Here is a 15,889-nt window from a genome sequence, read left to right on the forward strand (position 1 = left end):
GCGCCCCCCCCCGCCCCGCCCGCGCCGCCCCCCCCGCGCGCGCCCGCCCCCCCCCCCCCCCCCCCCCCCCCCCCCCCCCCCCCCCCCCCCCCCCCCCCCCCCCCCCCCCCCCCCAGGCCGGGTGGTCGGACTCCGCGCGCACGGGGACGCCGGCGGCGGCCAGGCCGGCCTTGACGTCACCGATGCGCAGCGTGCCGAAGTGGAAGACGCTCGCGGCCAGGACGGCGTCGGCGCCGGCCTCGACCGCCGGCGGGAAGTGCTCGACCGCGCCCGCTCCCCCGCTGGCGATCACCGGCACGCCCACCTCGCGGCGCACCGCGCGGATCAGCTCGACGTCGAAGCCCGCCCGGGTGCCGTCGGCGTCCATGGAGTTGAGCAGCACCTCGCCCACGCCGAGCCCGGCGGCCTGGACCACCCACTCGACGGCGTCCCGGCCGGTGCCGCGCCGCCCGCCGTGGGTGGTGATCTCGAAGCCGGAGTCGGTGACCGCGCCGTCCTGCACGCGCCGCGCGTCGAGCGAGAGCACCAGCACCTGGTTGCCGAAGCGGTCGGCGATCTCGGCGATCAGCTCGGGCCGGGCGACGGCGGCGGTGTTGACGGCCACCTTGTCGGCGCCGGCCCGCAGCAGCCGGTCGACGTCGGCCACCGACCGCACCCCGCCGCCGACGGTCAGCGGGATGAAGACGCTCTCCGCCGTCCGCCGGACCACGTCGTAGGTGGTCTCGCGGTCGCCGGAGCTCGCGGTGATGTCGAGGAAGGTCAGCTCGTCGGCGCCCTCGGCGTCGTAGACCCGCGCCATCTCCACCGGGTCTCCGGCGTCGACCAGGTCGACGAAGTTCACGCCCTTGACCACCCGGCCGGCGTCGACGTCCAGGCACGGGATCACCCGCACGGCCAGGCTCACGACAACTCCTCGCCGGCGCTCGTCGCCGTCGGCCGCCTCCGGGCTGTGCCGCCGGACGAGCTCGCACGCTCGCTCGTCATGCCGCCCCCTCCCGCACGGCCTCGGCCTCGATCTCCACCAGCATGTCGGGGTCGATCAGCGCCGCGACCTGGACCATCGAGGTGGCCGGTCGGACGTCGCCGAAGGCCTCCCCGTGCGCCCGGCCGACCTCCTCCCAGCGGGCGATGTCGGTGACGTACATGCGGGTACGCACGACATCGGCCAGCGTGAACCCGGCCCGCTCGAGCGCGGTGCCGATGTTCGCGATGGCCTGCCGGGCCTGCGCGTAGGCGTCCCCGGGTGCGACGACGGCGCCGTCCACCGTCGCCGTCGTCCCGCTCACCCACGCCGTGTCCCCGCGGACGACGACGCGGCTGTAGCCGACGACCGACTCCCAGGGGGTGTCCGAGCCGAACCGGATGACCGTCACGACGACGCCACCGCCAGCGCCTCCGGCAGCGTGAACGCCCCGGCGTACAGCGCCTTGCCCACGATCGCGCCCTCCACGCCGACGGCGGCCAGCCCGGCCAGCGCGCGGATGTCCTCGAGCGAGCTGACCCCGCCGGAGGCGATCACCGGCCGGTCGGTGGCGGCGCAGACCTCGCGCAGCAGCTCGAGGTTGGGCCCGCGCAGGGTGCCGTCCTTGGTGATGTCGGTGACCACGTAGCGGGCGCAGCCCTCGGCGTCGAGCCGGGCGAGGGTCTCGTAGAGCTCGCCGCCCTCGCGGGTCCAGCCGCGCGCCGCCAGGCGGGTGCCGCGCACGTCGAGCCCGACGGCGATCCGGTCGCCGTGCTCGGCGATCGCCCGCGCGCACCACTCGGGCGACTCCAGCGCCGCCGTGCCGAGGTTGACCCGGCGGCAGCCGGTGGCCAGCGCGGCGGCCAGCGAGTCGTCGTCGCGGATGCCGCCGGAGAGCTCGACGTCGACGTCGAGCTCGCCCACCACGCGGGCCAGCAGCTCGCGGTTGCTGCCCCGGCCGAACGCGGCGTCGAGGTCGACCAGGTGCACCCACTCGGCGCCGTCGCGCTGCCAGGTCAGCGCCGCCTCGAGGGGGTCGCCGTACGAGGTCTCGCTCCCGGCCTCGCCCTGGACCAGGCGGACGGCCTGGCCGTCGGCGACGTCGACGGCGGGGAGCAGCTGCAGCTTCGGCACGGCGACAAGGGTAGGAGGCGGCTCCGGGCGGCCTGGCAGGGTGACCGCGTGGAGTTCGCCGAGGTGGTGCGCCGCAGGCGCATGGTCCGCGACTACGACCCCGACCGGCCGGTGCCGCCGGAGGTCCGCGAGCGGCTGCTCGAGCACGCGATCCGGGCGCCCTCGGCCGGGTTCAGCCAGGGCTGGGCGTTCCTTGTCCTCGAGTCGCCCGGGGAGCGCGAGCGGTTCTGGACGGCGACCACCGGCCCCGGGGCGCCCGACGCCTGGCTCACCCGCATGCGCCGCGCGCCGCTGCTCGTCGTCCCGCTGTCGCACAAGGACGCCTACCTCGACCGCTACGCCGAGCCCGACAAGGGCTGGACCGACCGCGACGAGGCCCGCTGGCCGGTGCCCTACTGGGACGTCGACACCGGCATGGCCGCCCTGCTGGTGCTGCTCACCGCCGTCGACGAGGGCCTCGGCGCCTGCTTCTTCGGCATCCCGCCCGAGCGGATCCCGGCATTCCGCGAGGCCTTCGGCGTGCCCGCGGGGTACCGCCCGGTCGGCTGCGTGTCGGTCGGCTACCCGGGCGGCGACGACCGCCGCTCGCCGTCGCTGCGCCGGGGACGGCGCGGCCTCGACGAGGTGGTCCACCGCGGGCACTGGTGACCGCTCCGGCGCGTTGCCCCGTCATGGGTGGAGCCATCTCACCGAATCAGCCGGAGGTCCCGCGGATGCGGGCCGGGGACGCCGACCGGTCCCGGGTCGTCGAGCGGCTCGGCCGCCACCTCGGCGAGGGCCGGCTGACGGTGCCCGAGTTCGACGAGCGGGTGACCCGCGCCTACGCGGCGGTCCACCTCGACGAGCTGCCGCCGCTGACGGCCGACCTGCCCGAGGACCCGCCACCCGCGGCGGAGCAGGCCCCGGTCCGCCGCCGCCCGGCAGCCGCCGCGTGGGGGCAGCCGGCCGTCGTCCAGCTGCTGCTCGTGCTCGTCGCGCTGTGGTCGGTGGCCGCGATCGCCGCCGGCGTCCCGCCGGTGCTGCCGCTGCTGCTCGGGTTCCTGCTGCTGCGCCAGCGCCGCCACCGCGGCGGCTGGTGAGCGCACACTGCGCGGGTGGTCCTCCGCCTCCCCCGCCGCGCCGGGCGGCGCACCAACCTGGGGCTGCTCGTCCTGCTGGTCGTCGCGGCGGCGTCCGGGGTGCTCGCCTACGGGGTGGGGACGACGGCGCCGGCGGCGGTGGTCGTCGCCGTCCACGGCGCCGCCGGGCTCGGGCTGCTGCTGCTCGTGCCGTGGAAGTCCGTCGTCGTCCGGCGGGCGTGGCGGCTGCCGCGCGAGCGGCGGGCGCCGGGGACGGCGCTGTTCCTGGCGTTCCTCGTCGTCCTGACCGTGGTCAGCGGCGTGTTGCACTCGGCCGGGGTGACCGGCCCGTGGCCCGCGCTGGCCGGGATCTACGCCCTGCAGATCCACGTCGGGGCGGCCCTCTGCCTGCTGCCGGTGCTGCTCGTGCACGTGTGGGGACGGCGGCAGCGGTTCCGCACCGCCGACCTGCGCCGCCGCGAGCTGCTGCAGGCCGGCGCGCTGGGGCTGGGCGCGGCCGCGCTGTGGGGCGCCGGTGAGGGGCTGCTGCGGCTGACCGGGGCGCCGGGGGCCGACCGGCGGGCCACCGGCTCGCACGAGCGCGGGTCGTTCGACCCGGCCGCGATGCCGGTGACCCAGTGGGTCGGCGACACCGTGCCGGACGACGAGGCCGGTGAGCTCGTCGTCGTCCGCGGCGACCGGCGGGTGCGGCTGCCGGTGCGCGACCTCGACCGCGGCGACGAGGTGCGCGCCGTCCTCGACTGCACCGGCGGCTGGTACGCCGTCCAGGACTGGGGTGGCGTGCGGCTGGACCGGCTGCTGGCCGACGTCGTCGGCGACCTGCCCGACGGCGGCAGCGTCGACGTCGTCTCGGTGACCGGCTACCGGCGCCGGCTGCCGCTCACCGACGCCGGCTCGCTGCTGCTGGCCACCTCGGTGGCCGGCGAGCCGCTCTCGGCGGGCCACGGGGCGCCCGTGCGGCTCGTGGCGCCCGGCCGGCGCGGGTTCTGGTGGGTGAAGTGGGTGGCCCGCGTCGAGGTGGTCGACGGCCCGTGGTGGCTGCAGTCGCCGTTCCCGCTGCAGTAGGCGGTCGGCCGCCCCCGCCGAGAACGCGCGATCTCGGCGCACCAGCGGCGCTGAGCGGCCGAGATCGCGCGATCTCGGCGCGGAGGGTGGTCAGCCGAGCGGCACGGTGGCCGCGACCATCACCAGGTCGGAGCTGTGCTCGCCGGCGGCGTCCACGCCGGGCGGCCGCGGGGTGTGGCCGGGCAGCCCGTCGAGCCCGTTGCTGCCGTCGACGACCCGCAGGGAGAGCGGGCCGGCGCCCTCGACGGTGACCGTGACGTCCAGGCCGTCGGCGGGCAGGGCGTGGAAGGTCAGCCACAGCGACGACTCCCCCAGCGACCCCTCGGGCACCGCGCGGCCCTCGGCCCGGGCGGCCACCACGGTGCCGCCGCCGGCGTCGAGGTCGAGGGTCACGAACCGCACCCCGTCGCGCTGCGGCAGCACCCGCAGGGTGACCTCGCGGCGCGTGCCGTCGGCCCGGTCGCCGACGGTCTCCACGACGGGCGCCGGCAGGTCGGCCACCTCGGCCTCCCCCGACCAGAGGTCCTCCTCCGTGCGCAGGTAGGGGTACTCGGCGGGCGGCGGCTGGCGGACGTCCATGTACAGGTCGGTGTACGCGCCGGGGTCCGACTCGGGCGAGGCCCACCACGCCTGCCCGGTGGCGGTGTCGAGCACGTAGACCAGCTGGCTGGGCACGGGGTGGCGCTCGTCGAAGCGGTCCACGACCAGCCCGGTCGCGGTGCAGGCCGCCGCGACGACGATGGCGACGAGCGGCACGGCCGCGGTGCGCAGCCGGCGGCCCTCGTCACCGAGGAGCAGCTCGAACGCCGGGAGCAGGACGAGCGCGCCCATGGTCGTGAACACCGACGGCACCGCGGCCTGCGCCATGCCGAGCGCCGGCAGGAACAGGGCCACGGTCGGCGCGAGGACGAGGACCGCGGCCACCCCGGCGACCAGCGCGGCGATCGGCCGCAGCGCCGGCGCGGTGACCAGCGCCGCCAGGGCGCCGGCGAGCGCGGGCAGCGTGACGAGGTACGAGCCGCCCGGCGCCAGGGCCGCCAGCACCGCACCGGCGACGGCGAGCCAGACGAGCCCGCCGCTGACGAGGGCGGCCGCCCCGACCCGGCGGCGCAGCAGGACGTACCAGGTGAGCACCACGGCCAGCACCAGCGCGACCGTCGCGACCCGGTACCAGCCGGGCCGCCAGGGGTCCGTCATCGACGAGTAGCCGGGCCGGACGACGGTCAGCAGCGTCCACAGCGCCTGGACGGCGAGCGGCGCCAGCGCCAGCGGCAGCAGGGCGAGCCCGGCTCCGGCGACCGTCCGGCCGAGCGGGCTGATCCCCCGCCGGGCGTTGACCGCCAGCAGCAGCGCGACCGCGGCCAGCGCGGCGACGGCCAGCGGCCAGACCAGCGCCTCCGGGTAGCGCACCAGTTCGCCGAGCACCGGGAAGTAGGTGGCGTCGCCGTCGGCCGGCTCGGCGAGGGTGCCGAGGTCGCGGTCGCCGAGGTCGCGCGTCAGCGCGAGGGCGACCTCGCCGAGGCCCTGCAGGCTGGCGGGGTCCTGCCGGTCGGGGGTGTCCTGCGGGCCGTGGTAGGCGGCGGCGCCGTCGATGAAGGCGGTGTTCATCCCGGTGTAGCCGCCGTCGGCCAGGAACGGGCTGAAGTCGGTGTCGTTGGGCAGCGCCCGGTAGACCTCGACGGCGAAGCTGGTGGCCACCGGGTCCGGGACGGCGCCGGCGTACACGTCGGCCAGGTCGGCGTTGCCGACCGAGGTCTCGAACGTGATCGGCGGGCCGCCGGTGCCGCGGGCCTCGAAGTTGAGCACCACCCCGCCGCGGGCCAGCGGGTGCGAGGCGACGAACGCCTCGGCGCCGCACAGGCATGCCTCCTCGGAGTCGGTGAGGACGACGACGACGTCGTTGCGCAGCTGCGGGCCGGAGGTCAGCGCGCGCACCGACTCCAGCAGCGCCGAGACGCCGGCGCCGTCGTCGCTGGCGCCGAGGCTGGCCTCGGCGGAGTCGTGGTGGGCGGTGAGGTACAGCGTCCCCGTCGGGTCGCTGCCCGGTAGGAGGGCGACCACGTTGCGGACCGTCGCCATCCCGAGTCCGTGGGTGTCGGACTCCCAGGCCCCCACGGAGTTCTGCACGCGGGTGTCGAGGCCGAGGCCGGTCAGCGTGTCGACCAGGTACCGGACGACCTCGGCACCGGCGGCGCTGCCGGCCACGTGGTTCTCCGCGCCGAGCCGTTGCACGTGGTCGAACGCGCGCACCGCGCTGAACTGCTCGGCGGGGGCGTCGCGCGGCGCGGGGTCCGGCGGCTGCAGGGAGACGACCGTCCAGGCGGCGAGCCCGAGCAGGAGCGCGAGGACGACGAGCCCGGCGAGGGGCCGCCGTCCGGTGGGTGACCCCACGCGTGCCTCCAGGGTTGCCGGGACGCGATCGGCGTCACCCTAGGTGCACGTCGGGCTGCGGTCCGGCGTCAGCGCAGCGTGTCGAGCCAGTTCGTGAGCAGCTGCGCCCCGGCGTCCCCGCTCTTCTCGGGGTGGAACTGGGTGGCCGAGAGGGCGCCGTTCTCGACGCCGGCGACGAACCGGTCGCCGTGCTCGGCCCACGTGACGAGCGGCGGCTTGATCCTGCTCGGCGTCCCGTCGGCGCCCAGCGGGAAGTCGCGGACGCCGTAGGAGTGCACGAAGTAGAAGCGCTGGTCGGCCAGCCCGTCGAACAGGACGGTCCCCGCGGGCGCCTCGACGGTGTTCCAGCCCATGTGCGGCAGCACGGGGGCCTTGAGCTGTTCGACGGTGCCCGGCCACTCGCCGCAGCCGTCGGCGTCGTGGCCGTGCTCGACGCCGCGCTCGAAGAGGATCTGCATGCCGACGCAGATGCCGAGCACCGGGCGCCCGCCGGCCAGCCGGCGGCCGATGATCCGCGGCCCGTCGACGGCGCGCAGCCCGTCCATGCACGCGGCGAAGGCGCCCACGCCGGGGACGACGAGGCCGTCGGCGTCCAGCGCGGCCTGCGCGTCGGCGGTGACGGTGACGTCGGCGCCCACCCGCGCCAGCGCGCGCTCGGCGCTGCGCAGGTTGCCCGACCCATAGTCGAGGACGACCACCTTCTTCACGCTGCCCACGGTACGTGCCAGCGGTTCAGCGATCGGCGGGATTCCCGGCGGCGGAGGTGTCGGGCATCGCAGTGGTCCGCGGTGCGAGGTCGGCGAACACGCCGTAGTGGTCGCTGGGCTGCACGCCGCCGACCGGCTCGTGCACGGCCAGGCCGGCGTCGAGGACGCGCAGCGTCGGGCCGTGGTCGCCGCACCGGACGAGGACGTGGTCGATCCGCCGCCCGCGGTCCAGGTGCGGTTCGTCGATCGCGCTCAGCGGGTTGCGGGGGTGGAACGTCCACCCGGGCGCCTCGGCGTGCACGCTCTCCCACGCGTCGCGGTAGGCGGTGGACACCCCGTCCAGCGACGTCCGCCCGGTGAGGAACCGCATGCTGCTGGTGTGCGGCTCGGCGTTGAAGTCGCCGCCGAGGACGACGTGCGCCGGCTCCTCCGCCACCAGTTCGTCGACGGCCCGCGCGACGGCCACCGCCTGCAGCTCCCGCTCGCGCTCGGCCCACCACGCCCACGAGGCGCCGTGGCTGCCGACCACCAGCCGGCCGACCGGGCTGTCGACCTCAACGAGCACGGTGCCGCAGCTGTAGTCCCAGGTGCGGTCGGTCAGGTGCAGGTCGACCTCGTGGACGGCGCGGAGCGGCCAGCGGCTGGCGACCGAGGACCCGCGGTGGGAGCCGTCGCCGACGAGCCCCTGCCGCTGGTGAGCCAGGTGGTAACCGTCGCCGAGCAGCTCGCGGGCCGTGTCGCCGTCCTCGTCGACGACCGCCTCCTGCAGGGTGAGCACATCGGCATCGAGTTCGCGCAGGGCCGCGGCGAGAGCGGGACGGCGCCGCTCCCAGTCTCCGTGCCGCGCGAAGAGGTTCACCGTCGCCACGCGGACGCTCCCCGGCGCCCATCCCTGGGTCATGCCCGCCACGCTAGCCCCGACGACGATCTGTGGACAACGCGCTGACCTGGGGATTCAGCAGGCGGCGGGCGTCTGTGACCGGTATCCTTTCGTACAGGCGTTCGGGTGCGGAGGGAGGCGTGGGGTGGAACCGTTGACCGACAAGGAGCTGCACGCGCTGCCCGCCGGGGACCTGCTGGAGCGCACCGCCGACCTGGTCGCGCTGCGCAACCGGATCGACGCCGAGCTGGCCCGGACGGTGCGGCTCGCCGACGGCAAGCGAGCCTTCGCCGGCGACGGCATGGCCACCGCCCAGTCCTGGCTGCGCGGGCACTGCCGGCTATCGAAGGCCGCCGCCTCCCAGGTGGTGCGCAACGGCCGGGCGTTGGAGCAGCTGCCCCCGGTCGCGGCGGCGCACGCGGCCGGGGCGCTGACCGGCGACCAGGTGGCGGTGATCGGGCAGCTCACCAAGCCGCGGCACCTGCGGCTGATCGCCGCGGCCGACGGCGACCTGGCCGGCATCGCCGCCGAACTCACCACCTTTGCGGTCGGGCACAAGCACGCCGAGCTCGACGAGCTGGTGCACGCGTTCCTCGAGCGGCTCGACGCCGACGGGCCCGAGCCCGACCCGACCGAGCAGCGGTCGCTGATCTTCACCCGGCGGGCCGACGGCCGGGTGTTCTTCCGCGGCGAGCTGGACGCCGTCGGCGGGGAGAAGTTCCAGGCCGCCATCACCGCGATCGACCAGGCGCACCGGCCGGCCGGGGACGCGCGCAGCCTGGCGCAGCGGCAGGCCGACGCCACGGTCCAGCTGGCCGACCTCCACCTCGGCTGCGGCACCCTGCCGCTGCTGCGCACGGTCAAGCCGCAGGTGGCGGTCACCGTCGACCTGGAGGACCTGCTCGACCCGGCGACCGGCCGGGGCGCCGCCCGCACCGGCTTCGGCGCGGTCCTCTCCGCCGCCCGGGCGCGGTGGGCGGCCTGCGACGCCGACCTCACCCGGCTCGTGCTCGGCCCGCACGGGGAACCGCTCGACCTGGGCCGCACCCGCCGCCTGGTCACCCCCGCGCTGCGCAAGGCGGTGATCGCCCGCGACAAGACCTGCGTCTTTGCCGGCTGCGACGCGCCGCACTGGTGGTCCGAGGTGCACCACGTCATCCACTGGGCGCTGGGCGGGGAGACCAGCCTGGACAACAGTGGGCTGCTCTGCGAACGGCACCACACCCAGGTCCACCACGGCTTCCGCATCCACCGCGACGACGCCGGCCGGTGGCACACCCACCGCCCCGACGGCACCGAGATCCACGTCATCCGCCCACCCGCCGACGACCCCCACCTCGCCCGCGCCGGCTGAGCGCCCCGCGGCGGTCGATCACGCCGGAGGGCCAGCGTCCTCCCAGGGCAGGACCGTCAGCTCCGGCCAGCACGCCTGCCAGCGGGCCGCCTTCTGCTCGTACACGTGCCGGGGCGCCAGGCGCAGGTTGGGCCGGACGACCAGGTCGAAGAGGTCCGCGTAACCGAAGGGCGCGTAGACCTCGGGCACCCCACCGTCCACCCGGATGCCGTACGCGCAGCAGACCGCGGCGAACGAGTCGATCGCGTCGGTGCAGCCGGTGAGCGGGCGGGCCGGGACCCCGAACCGCTGCTCGTACCAGAGGTGCACCCGGGCCTCGTTGCGGATCTCGACCGGCACCGGCGCGCCGGCGAAGAGGTCCGCGCCCCGGCGGATGACGGCGTCCTCGGCGTCCCAGGACGTGTCCTCGTCGAAGTAGAAGAGGTCGGCGTCGCGGACGCCGTACCCCGGCGGGCGGCCGGTGAGGTGGTTCCACACCGCCTGGAAGAGCACCCCGGCGGTGAGCCACCAGTCGTCGACGTCGAGGCCCGGCGCCCGGTCGAGCACGGCGCGCACCACCGGGTCGGCCAGCACGATCCCGAGGAAGCGCTCCTCGTTCACACCAGGCGGAGGATGCCCGAGGCGGTCGCCAGCAGGGCCGCGACCAGGACGACCACCGCGAACACGGTCTGCGCCGTGCTGCGGGGGCGCTCGTCGGTGTTCAGCTTCCAGATGCTCCAGGAGGCACCGAGCAGGAATCCGCCGAGGACCAGCAGGAGGGCGCCGGAGTCCACCTGGCTACAGCGCGCCCTTGGTCGACGGGATGCCACCGACGCGCGGGTCGAGCGCGACCGCGGCGCGCAGCGCCCGGGCGAGCGCCTTGAACTGCCCCTCGACGATGTGGTGGGCGTCGCGGCCGGCGTAGAGCACGCGCACGTGCAGGCTGATCCGCGCGTTGAAGGCGAAGGACTCGAGGACGTGCTTGGTGAGCGACGTCGGGTAGTCCGGCCCGATCATCGGCGTCATGTTCTCGGGCTCGGCGTGCACGAAGTAGGGCCGGCCGGAGAGGTCGACCGCCGCCTGGACGAGCACCTCGTCCATGGGGATCGTCGCGTCGCCGTAGCGGGTGATGCCCTTCTTGTCGCCGAGCGCCTCGGCGAACGCCTGGCCGAGCGCGATCGCGACGTCCTCCACGGTGTGGTGGGCGTCGATGTGCAGGTCGCCATCGGCGCGGACGGTGATGTCGATGCCGCTGTGCCGGGCCAGCGAGTTCAGCATGTGGTCGTAGAAGCCGACCCCCGTGCTGATGTCGCCGGCGCCGGTGCCGTCGAGGTCGATCTCGACGACGAGCTTGGTCTCGCTCGTCGCCCGTTCGATTCGTGCGGTGCGGGTCATGCCGGGGATTCTCCCAGAGAGGTCCGGTGGGCCGGCGCGACCTCACCCAACGCGGTGAGGAAGGCGTCGGTCTCCTCCGGCGTCCCGGCGGTCACCCGCAACCAGCCCGGCAGGCCGACGTCGCGCACCAGCACGTCGCGGTCGAGCAGCGCCTGCCAGGCGGCGTGCGCGTCGGCGAACCGGCCGAACAGCACGAAGTTCGCGTCGCTCGGCACGCTGGTCAGCCCGAGCCCGGGCAGGGCGGCGACGATCCGGTCGCGCTCGGCCTTGACCGCCTCCACGGTCGCCAGCAGGGCCGGCGTGTGCGCCAGCGCCGTCCGCGCGGCGGCCTGGGTGAGCGAGGACAGGTGGTACGGCAGCCGCACCAGCTGGATCGCGTCGACGACGGCGGGGTCGGCCGCGAGGTAGCCCAGCCGCAGCCCGGCCATGCCGAACGCCTTGCTCATCGTCCGGCTGACCACCAGCCGCGGCCGGCCCGGCAGCAGGGTCAGCGCCGACGGCGTGCCGGCCCGCGCGAACTCGGCGTAGGCCTCGTCGACGATGAGCACGCCGTCGGTCGCCTCGTACAGCTCGGCGATCGTCCCCAGCGCCACCGCGGTGCCGGTCGGGTTGTTCGGGCTGGTCACGAAGACGACGTCCGGCCGGACCTCGCGGACCTGCGCGGCGGCCGCCGCGGCGTCGATCGTGAAGTCGGCCCGCCGGTGCCCGTCGACCCACACCGTCCCGGTGCCGGCCGAGATGATCGGGTGCATCGAGTACGACGGCGTGAAGCCCAGCGCCGTCCGCCCCGCCCCGCCGAAGGCCTGCAGCAGCTGCTGCAGCACCTCGTTCGACCCGTTGGCCGCCCACACCTGGGCCGGCTCGACCCGCTCCCCCGACGTGCGGGTGAGGTAGGCGGCGAGGTCGGCCCGCAGCCCCACGGCGTCGCGGTCGGGGTAGCGGTTGAGCCCGGCCGACGCCTCGGCCAGCGCCGTCGCGAGGTCGGCGAGCAGCGCCGGCGGCAGCGGGTACGGGTTCTCGTTGGTGTTGAGCCGGTGCTTCACGGCCAGCTGCGGGGCGCCGTAGGGCGTGCGGCCGCGCAGCTCCGGCCGCAGCGGGAGCTCGTCGAGGGAGGTCATGCGCGGGTGCGGGCCCGGACGGCGGCCGCGTGCGCGGGCAGGTCCTCGGCACCGGCCAGCGCGTCGATGTGCGGCGCGACCTCGGCCAGCGCCTGCTCGTCGTACTCCACCACGTGAATGCCGCGCAGGAACGACTGCACGGAGAGCCCGCTGGAGTGCCGGGCGCACCCGCCGGTGGGCAGCACGTGGTTGGACCCGGCGGCGTAGTCGCCGAGCGACACCGGCGACCACGGGCCGACGAAGATCGCGCCGGCGTTGCGCACCCGCAGGGCGACCTCGCGCGCGTCACGGGTCTGGATCTCCAGGTGCTCGGCCGCGTAGGCGTCGACGACCCGCAGGCCGGCGTCGAGGTCGTCGACCAGGACGATCCCGGACTGGGTGCCGTCGAGGGCGGTGAGGATCCGGTCGGAGTGCTTGGTCGCGGCCACCTGCCCCGGCACCAGCTCGAGGACGGCGTCGGCGAGCTGCTCGCTGGTGGTGACCAGGACCGCGCCGGCCAGCGGGTCGTGCTCGGCCTGGCTGATCAGGTCGGCCGCGACGTGCACCGGGTCGGCGGTCTCGTCGGCGAGGACGGCGACCTCGGTGGGCCCGGCCTCCGAGTCGATGCCGATCAGTCCCCGGAGCAGCCGCTTGGCCGCCGTCGTGTAGACGTTGCCCGGTCCGGTGACCATGTCGACCGGCTCGCAGGAGCCGGCGCCGTAGCCGAAGACCGCGATCGCCTGGGCGCCGCCGACCGCGTAGACCTCCGTGACGCCGAGCAGCGCGCAGGCTGCGAGGACGCCCGGGTCGGGCAGGCCGCCGTGGTCGCGCTGCGGCGGCGAGGCCACCGCGATCGACTCGACCCCGGCGATCTGCGCGGGGACGACGTTCATGACGACGCTGGACAGCAGCGGCGCGAGCCCGCCGGGCACGTAGAGACCGACGCGGCGGACCGGCAGCCAGCGCTCGGTGACCGTCCCGCCGGGCACGACCTGGGTGGTGACGTCGGTGCGGCGCTGGTCGGCGTGGACCTTCCGGACCCGGGCGATCGCCTCCTCGAGCGCCGCCCGCAGCGTCGGGTCGCACTCGGCCAGGGCGCGGTCCAGCGCCTGCTGCGGGACGGCGAAGTCCTCGAGGTCGACGCCGTCGAGGCGGGCGGTGATCTCGCGGACCGCCTGGGCGCCCCGGATGCGCACGTCCTCGCAGAGCGGGCGGACGGTGGCCAGGACCGAGTCGATGTCGGTGGCCGCGCGCGGCAGCAGGCCGGCGAGCTCGCGGGCCCCCGGCAACGCGGATCCACGCAGGTCGATGCGGGCGAGCACGGGACACCTCCGGACGGGCGGACGCGGAACCTCCAGGGTAGCCAGCGCGTGAGGGGCTCCCCTCCCCGGCCGGGCACCGGCGCCCGTAGGCTCGTGCCGTGGGCGAGCTGATCCCGCTGTTCCCGCTGGGCTCGCCACTGTTCCCCGGCGTGGTGCTGCCGCTGAACATCTTCGAGCCCCGCTACCGCCGGCTGGTGCAGGACCTCATCGCGCTGCCCGCCGACAGCGACCGCCGCTTCTTCGGCGTCGTCGCGATCCGGCAGGGCTGGGAGGTCGAGGAGGTCGCCCCGGCCGCCGCGCTGTACGACGTCGGCTGCACCGCCCGGCTGCAGTCGGTCCGGCCGCAGCCCGACGGCCGCTACCGCATCGTCGGGGTGGGCGGCGAGCGGTTCCGCCTGCTCGACGTGGTCGTCGGCGACGACCCGCCCTACTTGCAGGCGGAGGTCGAGTGGCTGGCCGAGGAGGAGGCGGCGGCCGAGCAGGCGGCCGACACCGAGGGCCTCTCCGGGCCGGCCGGCCGCGAGCTGGCCGCCGACGTGGCGCGCACCTCGATGGCGGTGCTCGTGCGGGGCGTCCGCGACCTGTTCACGCAGTACGTCGGCGAGGTGGCCGCCCTGCGCGGCGGCGGGTGGGCGCCCGGCGACGACGAGGACCTCGACCCCGATCTGACCGACCCCGCCGACGGGCCGGCCCGGCTGTCGGTGGGCGCGCACACTGCGGCGCTGCTGCGGGACGTGGCCGACGACCCGCGCGCGTTGTCCTGGCTGGTGGCCTCGGCGGCGTTGCTGACCACCGAGGACCGGCAGGCCCTGCTGGCGGTGCCGGCCACCCGCCGGCGGCTGGCGGCCGAGTCGCGGCTGCTGCGGCGGGAGCTGACCCTGCTGCAGACCCTGGGCGCGGTGCCCGTGCCGCTGCAGGAGTTCGCGACGCCCATGACGGTCAACTGAAGGGATGAGTACCGGCGGCCGGCGCGGTCTGTCCTGACGTGACCGACGACGACCTGCCCCGCTCCATCGGCCGCCCGGCGACCGGCGCGCTGGCCGAGGCCGGCATCACCCGGCTCTCCCAGGTGTCCACGCTGCGCGAGGAGGAGCTGCTGGCCCTGCACGGCGTCGGCCCCAAGGCCGTCCGCCTGCTGCGCGAGGCGCTGGCCGAACGGGGGCTCGGCTTCGCGGCCGGCTGATCAGTCGGCCGGGCGGCCGGCCCGGGGCACGTCGACCAGGGCGGGCGCCGGCAACGGCTGGGGCGCCGCGGGCGCCGGGACCGGGCCGCCGTCACGGCCGAGGTCGTCGCGCCGGGCGAACAGCGCGGCGACCAGGTAGACGAGGACGGCGCAGAACGGGCCGACCGCCAGCGCCGGAAGCGAGTTGAGCGTCAGGCTGGTGGTGACCGTGGCGCCGACGTCGGAGAGCTGGTCCTGGCTCGGCCCCGGGCCGAGGAGCTCGCCGAGCTGCCAGGCGAGGACGCCGCCGAGGCCGCTGCCGATCGTCACCGCGGCCAGCTGGGCGACGCCCCGGCGCCGGCGCAGCACCAGCCAGCCGACCAGCCCGGCGAGCAGCCCCAGCCCGGCGACGAGCAGCGTGAAGACGGCGTCGTCGATCGCCAGCAGCTCCTGGCTGGGCCGGCCGACGACCACCGGGCCGTCGGCGGTGATCGTGAAGTCGGCCCGCGGGGCCAGCGCCCACCACAGCAGGCCGAGCGGCAGGCCGGCCAGCGCCAGCACCCCGGCGACGAGGACGGCGGGCCGCAGGTCCGCGCGGGCCTCCGCCCACGCCGACCAGGGCCGGCGGGCGGCGAGGGCCGGTGCGCCGTCCGGCGTCGTCAGCCCGCCGAGGGCCGCCGACCCGGCCGGGTCGGCCGGGCGCCACGCCTGCGCCCCCGAGGGCTCCGCCGCCCCGCCGACCGGCGTGCGGGCGGCGGCCGTGGGGTCGTCGGGGGCGTCGCTCATGCCCCCAGTGAACCCCGATCTGCCGGGAGACGGTGCAGAGGGCGCGCGGATACCGTGCGGCGTGGGCGAGGGCGGCGGGATGGCGGCGGAGGAGGTCGTCGCGGTCGTGGACGCGCTCGAGGCGGCCGGCTGCCGGTGCTGGCTCGAGGGAGGCTGGGGCGTGGACGCGCTGGCGGGCCGTCGGACACGGGCGCACCGGGACGTCGACCTGGCGATCGACGCCACCGAGGAGGCCGACGTCCTCGCGGCGCTGCACCGGCTGGGCTACGCGGTGGAGACCGACCAGCGACCGACGCGGGTCGAGCTCGTGGCGCCCGGCCGCGGCTGGGTGGACCTGCACCCGGTGGCCTTCGACGCCGCCGGCGGCGGGGTCCAGACCGGCCCGCGCGGCGAGCGCTGGGTGTACCCGGCCTCCTGCTTCACCACCGGCCGGATCGCCGGGCGCGCCGTCGGGTGCATCTCCGCCGGGCAGCAGATCGCCTGGCGGGCGGGCTACCGGCTGCGCGCCGTCGACCACCACGACCTCGCGGTGCTCCGCCGGCTGGTCGCCGGCGGGTGAGGCGCCGGCCCCGGCGCC

Annotated in this window: 19 protein-coding genes; 7 read left to right on the forward strand and 12 right to left on the reverse strand. The window is 76.4% G+C overall.

Going from position 1 to position 15,889, the window contains the following annotated elements; translation table 11 throughout:
• The 3 genes from hisF to priA all read right to left on the reverse strand — a co-directional run.
• On the reverse strand, positions 1–904 hold a 904-nt coding region (gene hisF / locus ACI797_RS14845), incomplete at its 3' end, for an imidazole glycerol phosphate synthase subunit HisF (RefSeq protein WP_456859464.1).
• Between the two features lie 76 nt (positions 905–980).
• The gene (locus ACI797_RS14850) at positions 981–1,373 is read right to left on the reverse strand and encodes a RidA family protein (protein ID WP_456859465.1); all 393 of its coding nucleotides are present in this window, start codon (positions 1,371–1,373) and stop codon (positions 981–983) included.
• Positions 1,370–2,095: a bifunctional 1-(5-phosphoribosyl)-5-((5-phosphoribosylamino)methylideneamino)imidazole-4-carboxamide isomerase/phosphoribosylanthranilate isomerase PriA gene (gene priA / locus ACI797_RS14855; protein ID WP_456859466.1), complete on the reverse strand. Its 726-nt coding sequence runs from the start codon at positions 2,093–2,095 to the stop codon at positions 1,370–1,372. Before priA ends, ACI797_RS14850 begins: the two co-directional genes overlap by 4 nt.
• Before the next feature lie 48 nt (positions 2,096–2,143).
• Here priA and ACI797_RS14860 point away from each other — a divergent pair, with 48 nt between their 5' ends.
• From ACI797_RS14860 to ACI797_RS14870, 3 genes are all read left to right on the forward strand, one after another.
• Complete coding sequence (locus ACI797_RS14860) at positions 2,144–2,743, forward strand: nitroreductase family protein (protein WP_456859467.1); 600 nt, start codon at positions 2,144–2,146, stop codon at positions 2,741–2,743.
• A gap of 65 nt (positions 2,744–2,808) precedes the next feature.
• Positions 2,809–3,174 carry a DUF1707 SHOCT-like domain-containing protein gene (locus tag ACI797_RS14865; protein WP_456859468.1) on the forward strand — a complete coding sequence of 122 codons (366 nt, stop codon included), beginning with the start codon at positions 2,809–2,811 and terminating at the stop codon, positions 3,172–3,174.
• Between the two features lie 15 nt (positions 3,175–3,189).
• Positions 3,190–4,239 (forward strand): molybdopterin-dependent oxidoreductase, encoded by a 1,050-nt coding sequence (locus ACI797_RS14870; RefSeq protein WP_456859469.1) that lies wholly within the window; start codon positions 3,190–3,192, stop codon positions 4,237–4,239.
• Positions 4,240–4,329: 90 nt separating this feature from the next.
• Here ACI797_RS14870 and ACI797_RS14875 read toward each other — a convergent pair whose 3' ends face one another.
• The 3 genes from ACI797_RS14875 to ACI797_RS14885 all read right to left on the reverse strand — a co-directional run bounded on the left by ACI797_RS14875 (position 4,330) and on the right by ACI797_RS14885 (position 8,238).
• A complete protein-coding gene (locus ACI797_RS14875) occupies positions 4,330–6,630 on the reverse strand; it encodes a M28 family peptidase (RefSeq protein ID WP_456859470.1) in 2,301 nt (766 codons plus the stop codon).
• Between the two features lie 68 nt (positions 6,631–6,698).
• Positions 6,699–7,337: an imidazole glycerol phosphate synthase subunit HisH gene (gene hisH, locus ACI797_RS14880; protein ID WP_456859472.1), complete on the reverse strand. Its 639-nt coding sequence runs from the start codon at positions 7,335–7,337 to the stop codon at positions 6,699–6,701.
• Positions 7,338–7,362: 25 nt separating this feature from the next.
• Positions 7,363–8,238 carry an endonuclease/exonuclease/phosphatase family protein gene (locus ACI797_RS14885; RefSeq protein ID WP_456859474.1) on the reverse strand — a complete coding sequence of 292 codons (876 nt, stop codon included), beginning with the start codon at positions 8,236–8,238 and terminating at the stop codon, positions 7,363–7,365.
• A 124-nt stretch (positions 8,239–8,362) separates the two neighbouring features.
• On the opposite strand from ACI797_RS14885, the gene ACI797_RS14890 reads away from it, so the two are divergent.
• Positions 8,363–9,571 (forward strand): DUF222 domain-containing protein, encoded by a 1,209-nt coding sequence (locus ACI797_RS14890; protein ID WP_456859475.1) that lies wholly within the window; start codon positions 8,363–8,365, stop codon positions 9,569–9,571.
• Between the two features lie 18 nt (positions 9,572–9,589).
• On the opposite strand, the gene ACI797_RS14895 is transcribed toward ACI797_RS14890, so the two are convergent.
• From ACI797_RS14895 to hisD, 5 genes are read right to left on the reverse strand one after another with little or no spacing between them, the layout of a single operon-like run.
• The gene (locus tag ACI797_RS14895) at positions 9,590–10,171 is read right to left on the reverse strand and encodes a nucleotidyltransferase family protein (RefSeq protein WP_456859476.1); all 582 of its coding nucleotides are present in this window, start codon (positions 10,169–10,171) and stop codon (positions 9,590–9,592) included.
• A complete protein-coding gene (locus ACI797_RS14900; protein ID WP_456859477.1) occupies positions 10,168–10,344 on the reverse strand; it encodes a hypothetical protein in 177 nt (58 codons plus the stop codon). Before ACI797_RS14900 ends, ACI797_RS14895 begins: the two co-directional genes overlap by 4 nt.
• Positions 10,345–10,348: 4 nt before the next feature.
• Positions 10,349–10,945 carry an imidazoleglycerol-phosphate dehydratase HisB gene (hisB, locus tag ACI797_RS14905; protein ID WP_456859478.1) on the reverse strand — a complete coding sequence of 199 codons (597 nt, stop codon included), beginning with the start codon at positions 10,943–10,945 and terminating at the stop codon, positions 10,349–10,351.
• A complete protein-coding gene (locus ACI797_RS14910) occupies positions 10,942–12,063 on the reverse strand; it encodes a histidinol-phosphate transaminase (protein WP_456859479.1) in 1,122 nt (373 codons plus the stop codon). Before ACI797_RS14910 ends, hisB begins: the two co-directional genes overlap by 4 nt.
• Positions 12,060–13,364, reverse strand: a complete 1,305-nt coding sequence (gene hisD / locus ACI797_RS14915) for a histidinol dehydrogenase (protein ID WP_456859480.1) — start codon at positions 13,362–13,364, stop codon at positions 12,060–12,062. Before hisD ends, ACI797_RS14910 begins: the two co-directional genes overlap by 4 nt.
• A 98-nt stretch (positions 13,365–13,462) precedes the next feature.
• Between hisD and ACI797_RS14920 the strand changes: the two genes are divergently transcribed.
• Together ACI797_RS14920 and ACI797_RS14925 are read left to right on the forward strand one after the other, a co-directional pair.
• Positions 13,463–14,311, forward strand: a complete 849-nt coding sequence (locus tag ACI797_RS14920; protein ID WP_456859481.1) for an LON peptidase substrate-binding domain-containing protein — start codon at positions 13,463–13,465, stop codon at positions 14,309–14,311.
• Positions 14,312–14,349: 38 nt separating this feature from the next.
• Positions 14,350–14,547, forward strand: a complete 198-nt coding sequence (locus ACI797_RS14925) for a DNA-binding protein (RefSeq protein WP_456859482.1) — start codon at positions 14,350–14,352, stop codon at positions 14,545–14,547.
• On the opposite strand, the gene ACI797_RS14930 is transcribed toward ACI797_RS14925, so the two are convergent.
• Positions 14,548–15,312: a hypothetical protein gene (locus ACI797_RS14930; RefSeq protein WP_456859483.1), complete on the reverse strand. Its 765-nt coding sequence runs from the start codon at positions 15,310–15,312 to the stop codon at positions 14,548–14,550.
• A gap of 61 nt (positions 15,313–15,373) precedes the next feature.
• Between ACI797_RS14930 and ACI797_RS14935 the strand changes: the two genes are divergently transcribed.
• On the forward strand, positions 15,374–15,871 hold the full coding sequence (locus tag ACI797_RS14935; RefSeq protein WP_456859484.1) for a nucleotidyltransferase domain-containing protein: 498 nt from the start codon (positions 15,374–15,376) through the stop codon (positions 15,869–15,871).
• Positions 15,872–15,889 lie beyond the last annotated feature (18 nt).

The sequence above is a fragment of the Geodermatophilus sp. SYSU D00691 genome, assembly GCF_054050275.1.

Bases quoted from the DNA above. Each gene is read 5' to 3' on its own strand.
- ACI797_RS14930 (WP_456859483.1), bottom strand. From the start codon at position 15,312: ATGAGCGACGCCCCCGACGACCCCACGGCCGCCGCCCGCACGCCGGTC.
- hisB (WP_456859478.1), bottom strand. From the start codon at position 10,945: ATGACCCGCACCGCACGAATCGAACGGGCGACGAGCGAGACCAAGCTC.
- ACI797_RS14885 (WP_456859474.1), bottom strand. From the start codon at position 8,238: ATGACCCAGGGATGGGCGCCGGGGAGCGTCCGCGTGGCGACGGTGAAC.
- ACI797_RS14910 (WP_456859479.1), bottom strand. From the start codon at position 12,063: ATGACCTCCCTCGACGAGCTCCCGCTGCGGCCGGAGCTGCGCGGCCGC.
- ACI797_RS14865 (WP_456859468.1), top strand. From the start codon at position 2,809: ATGCGGGCCGGGGACGCCGACCGGTCCCGGGTCGTCGAGCGGCTCGGC.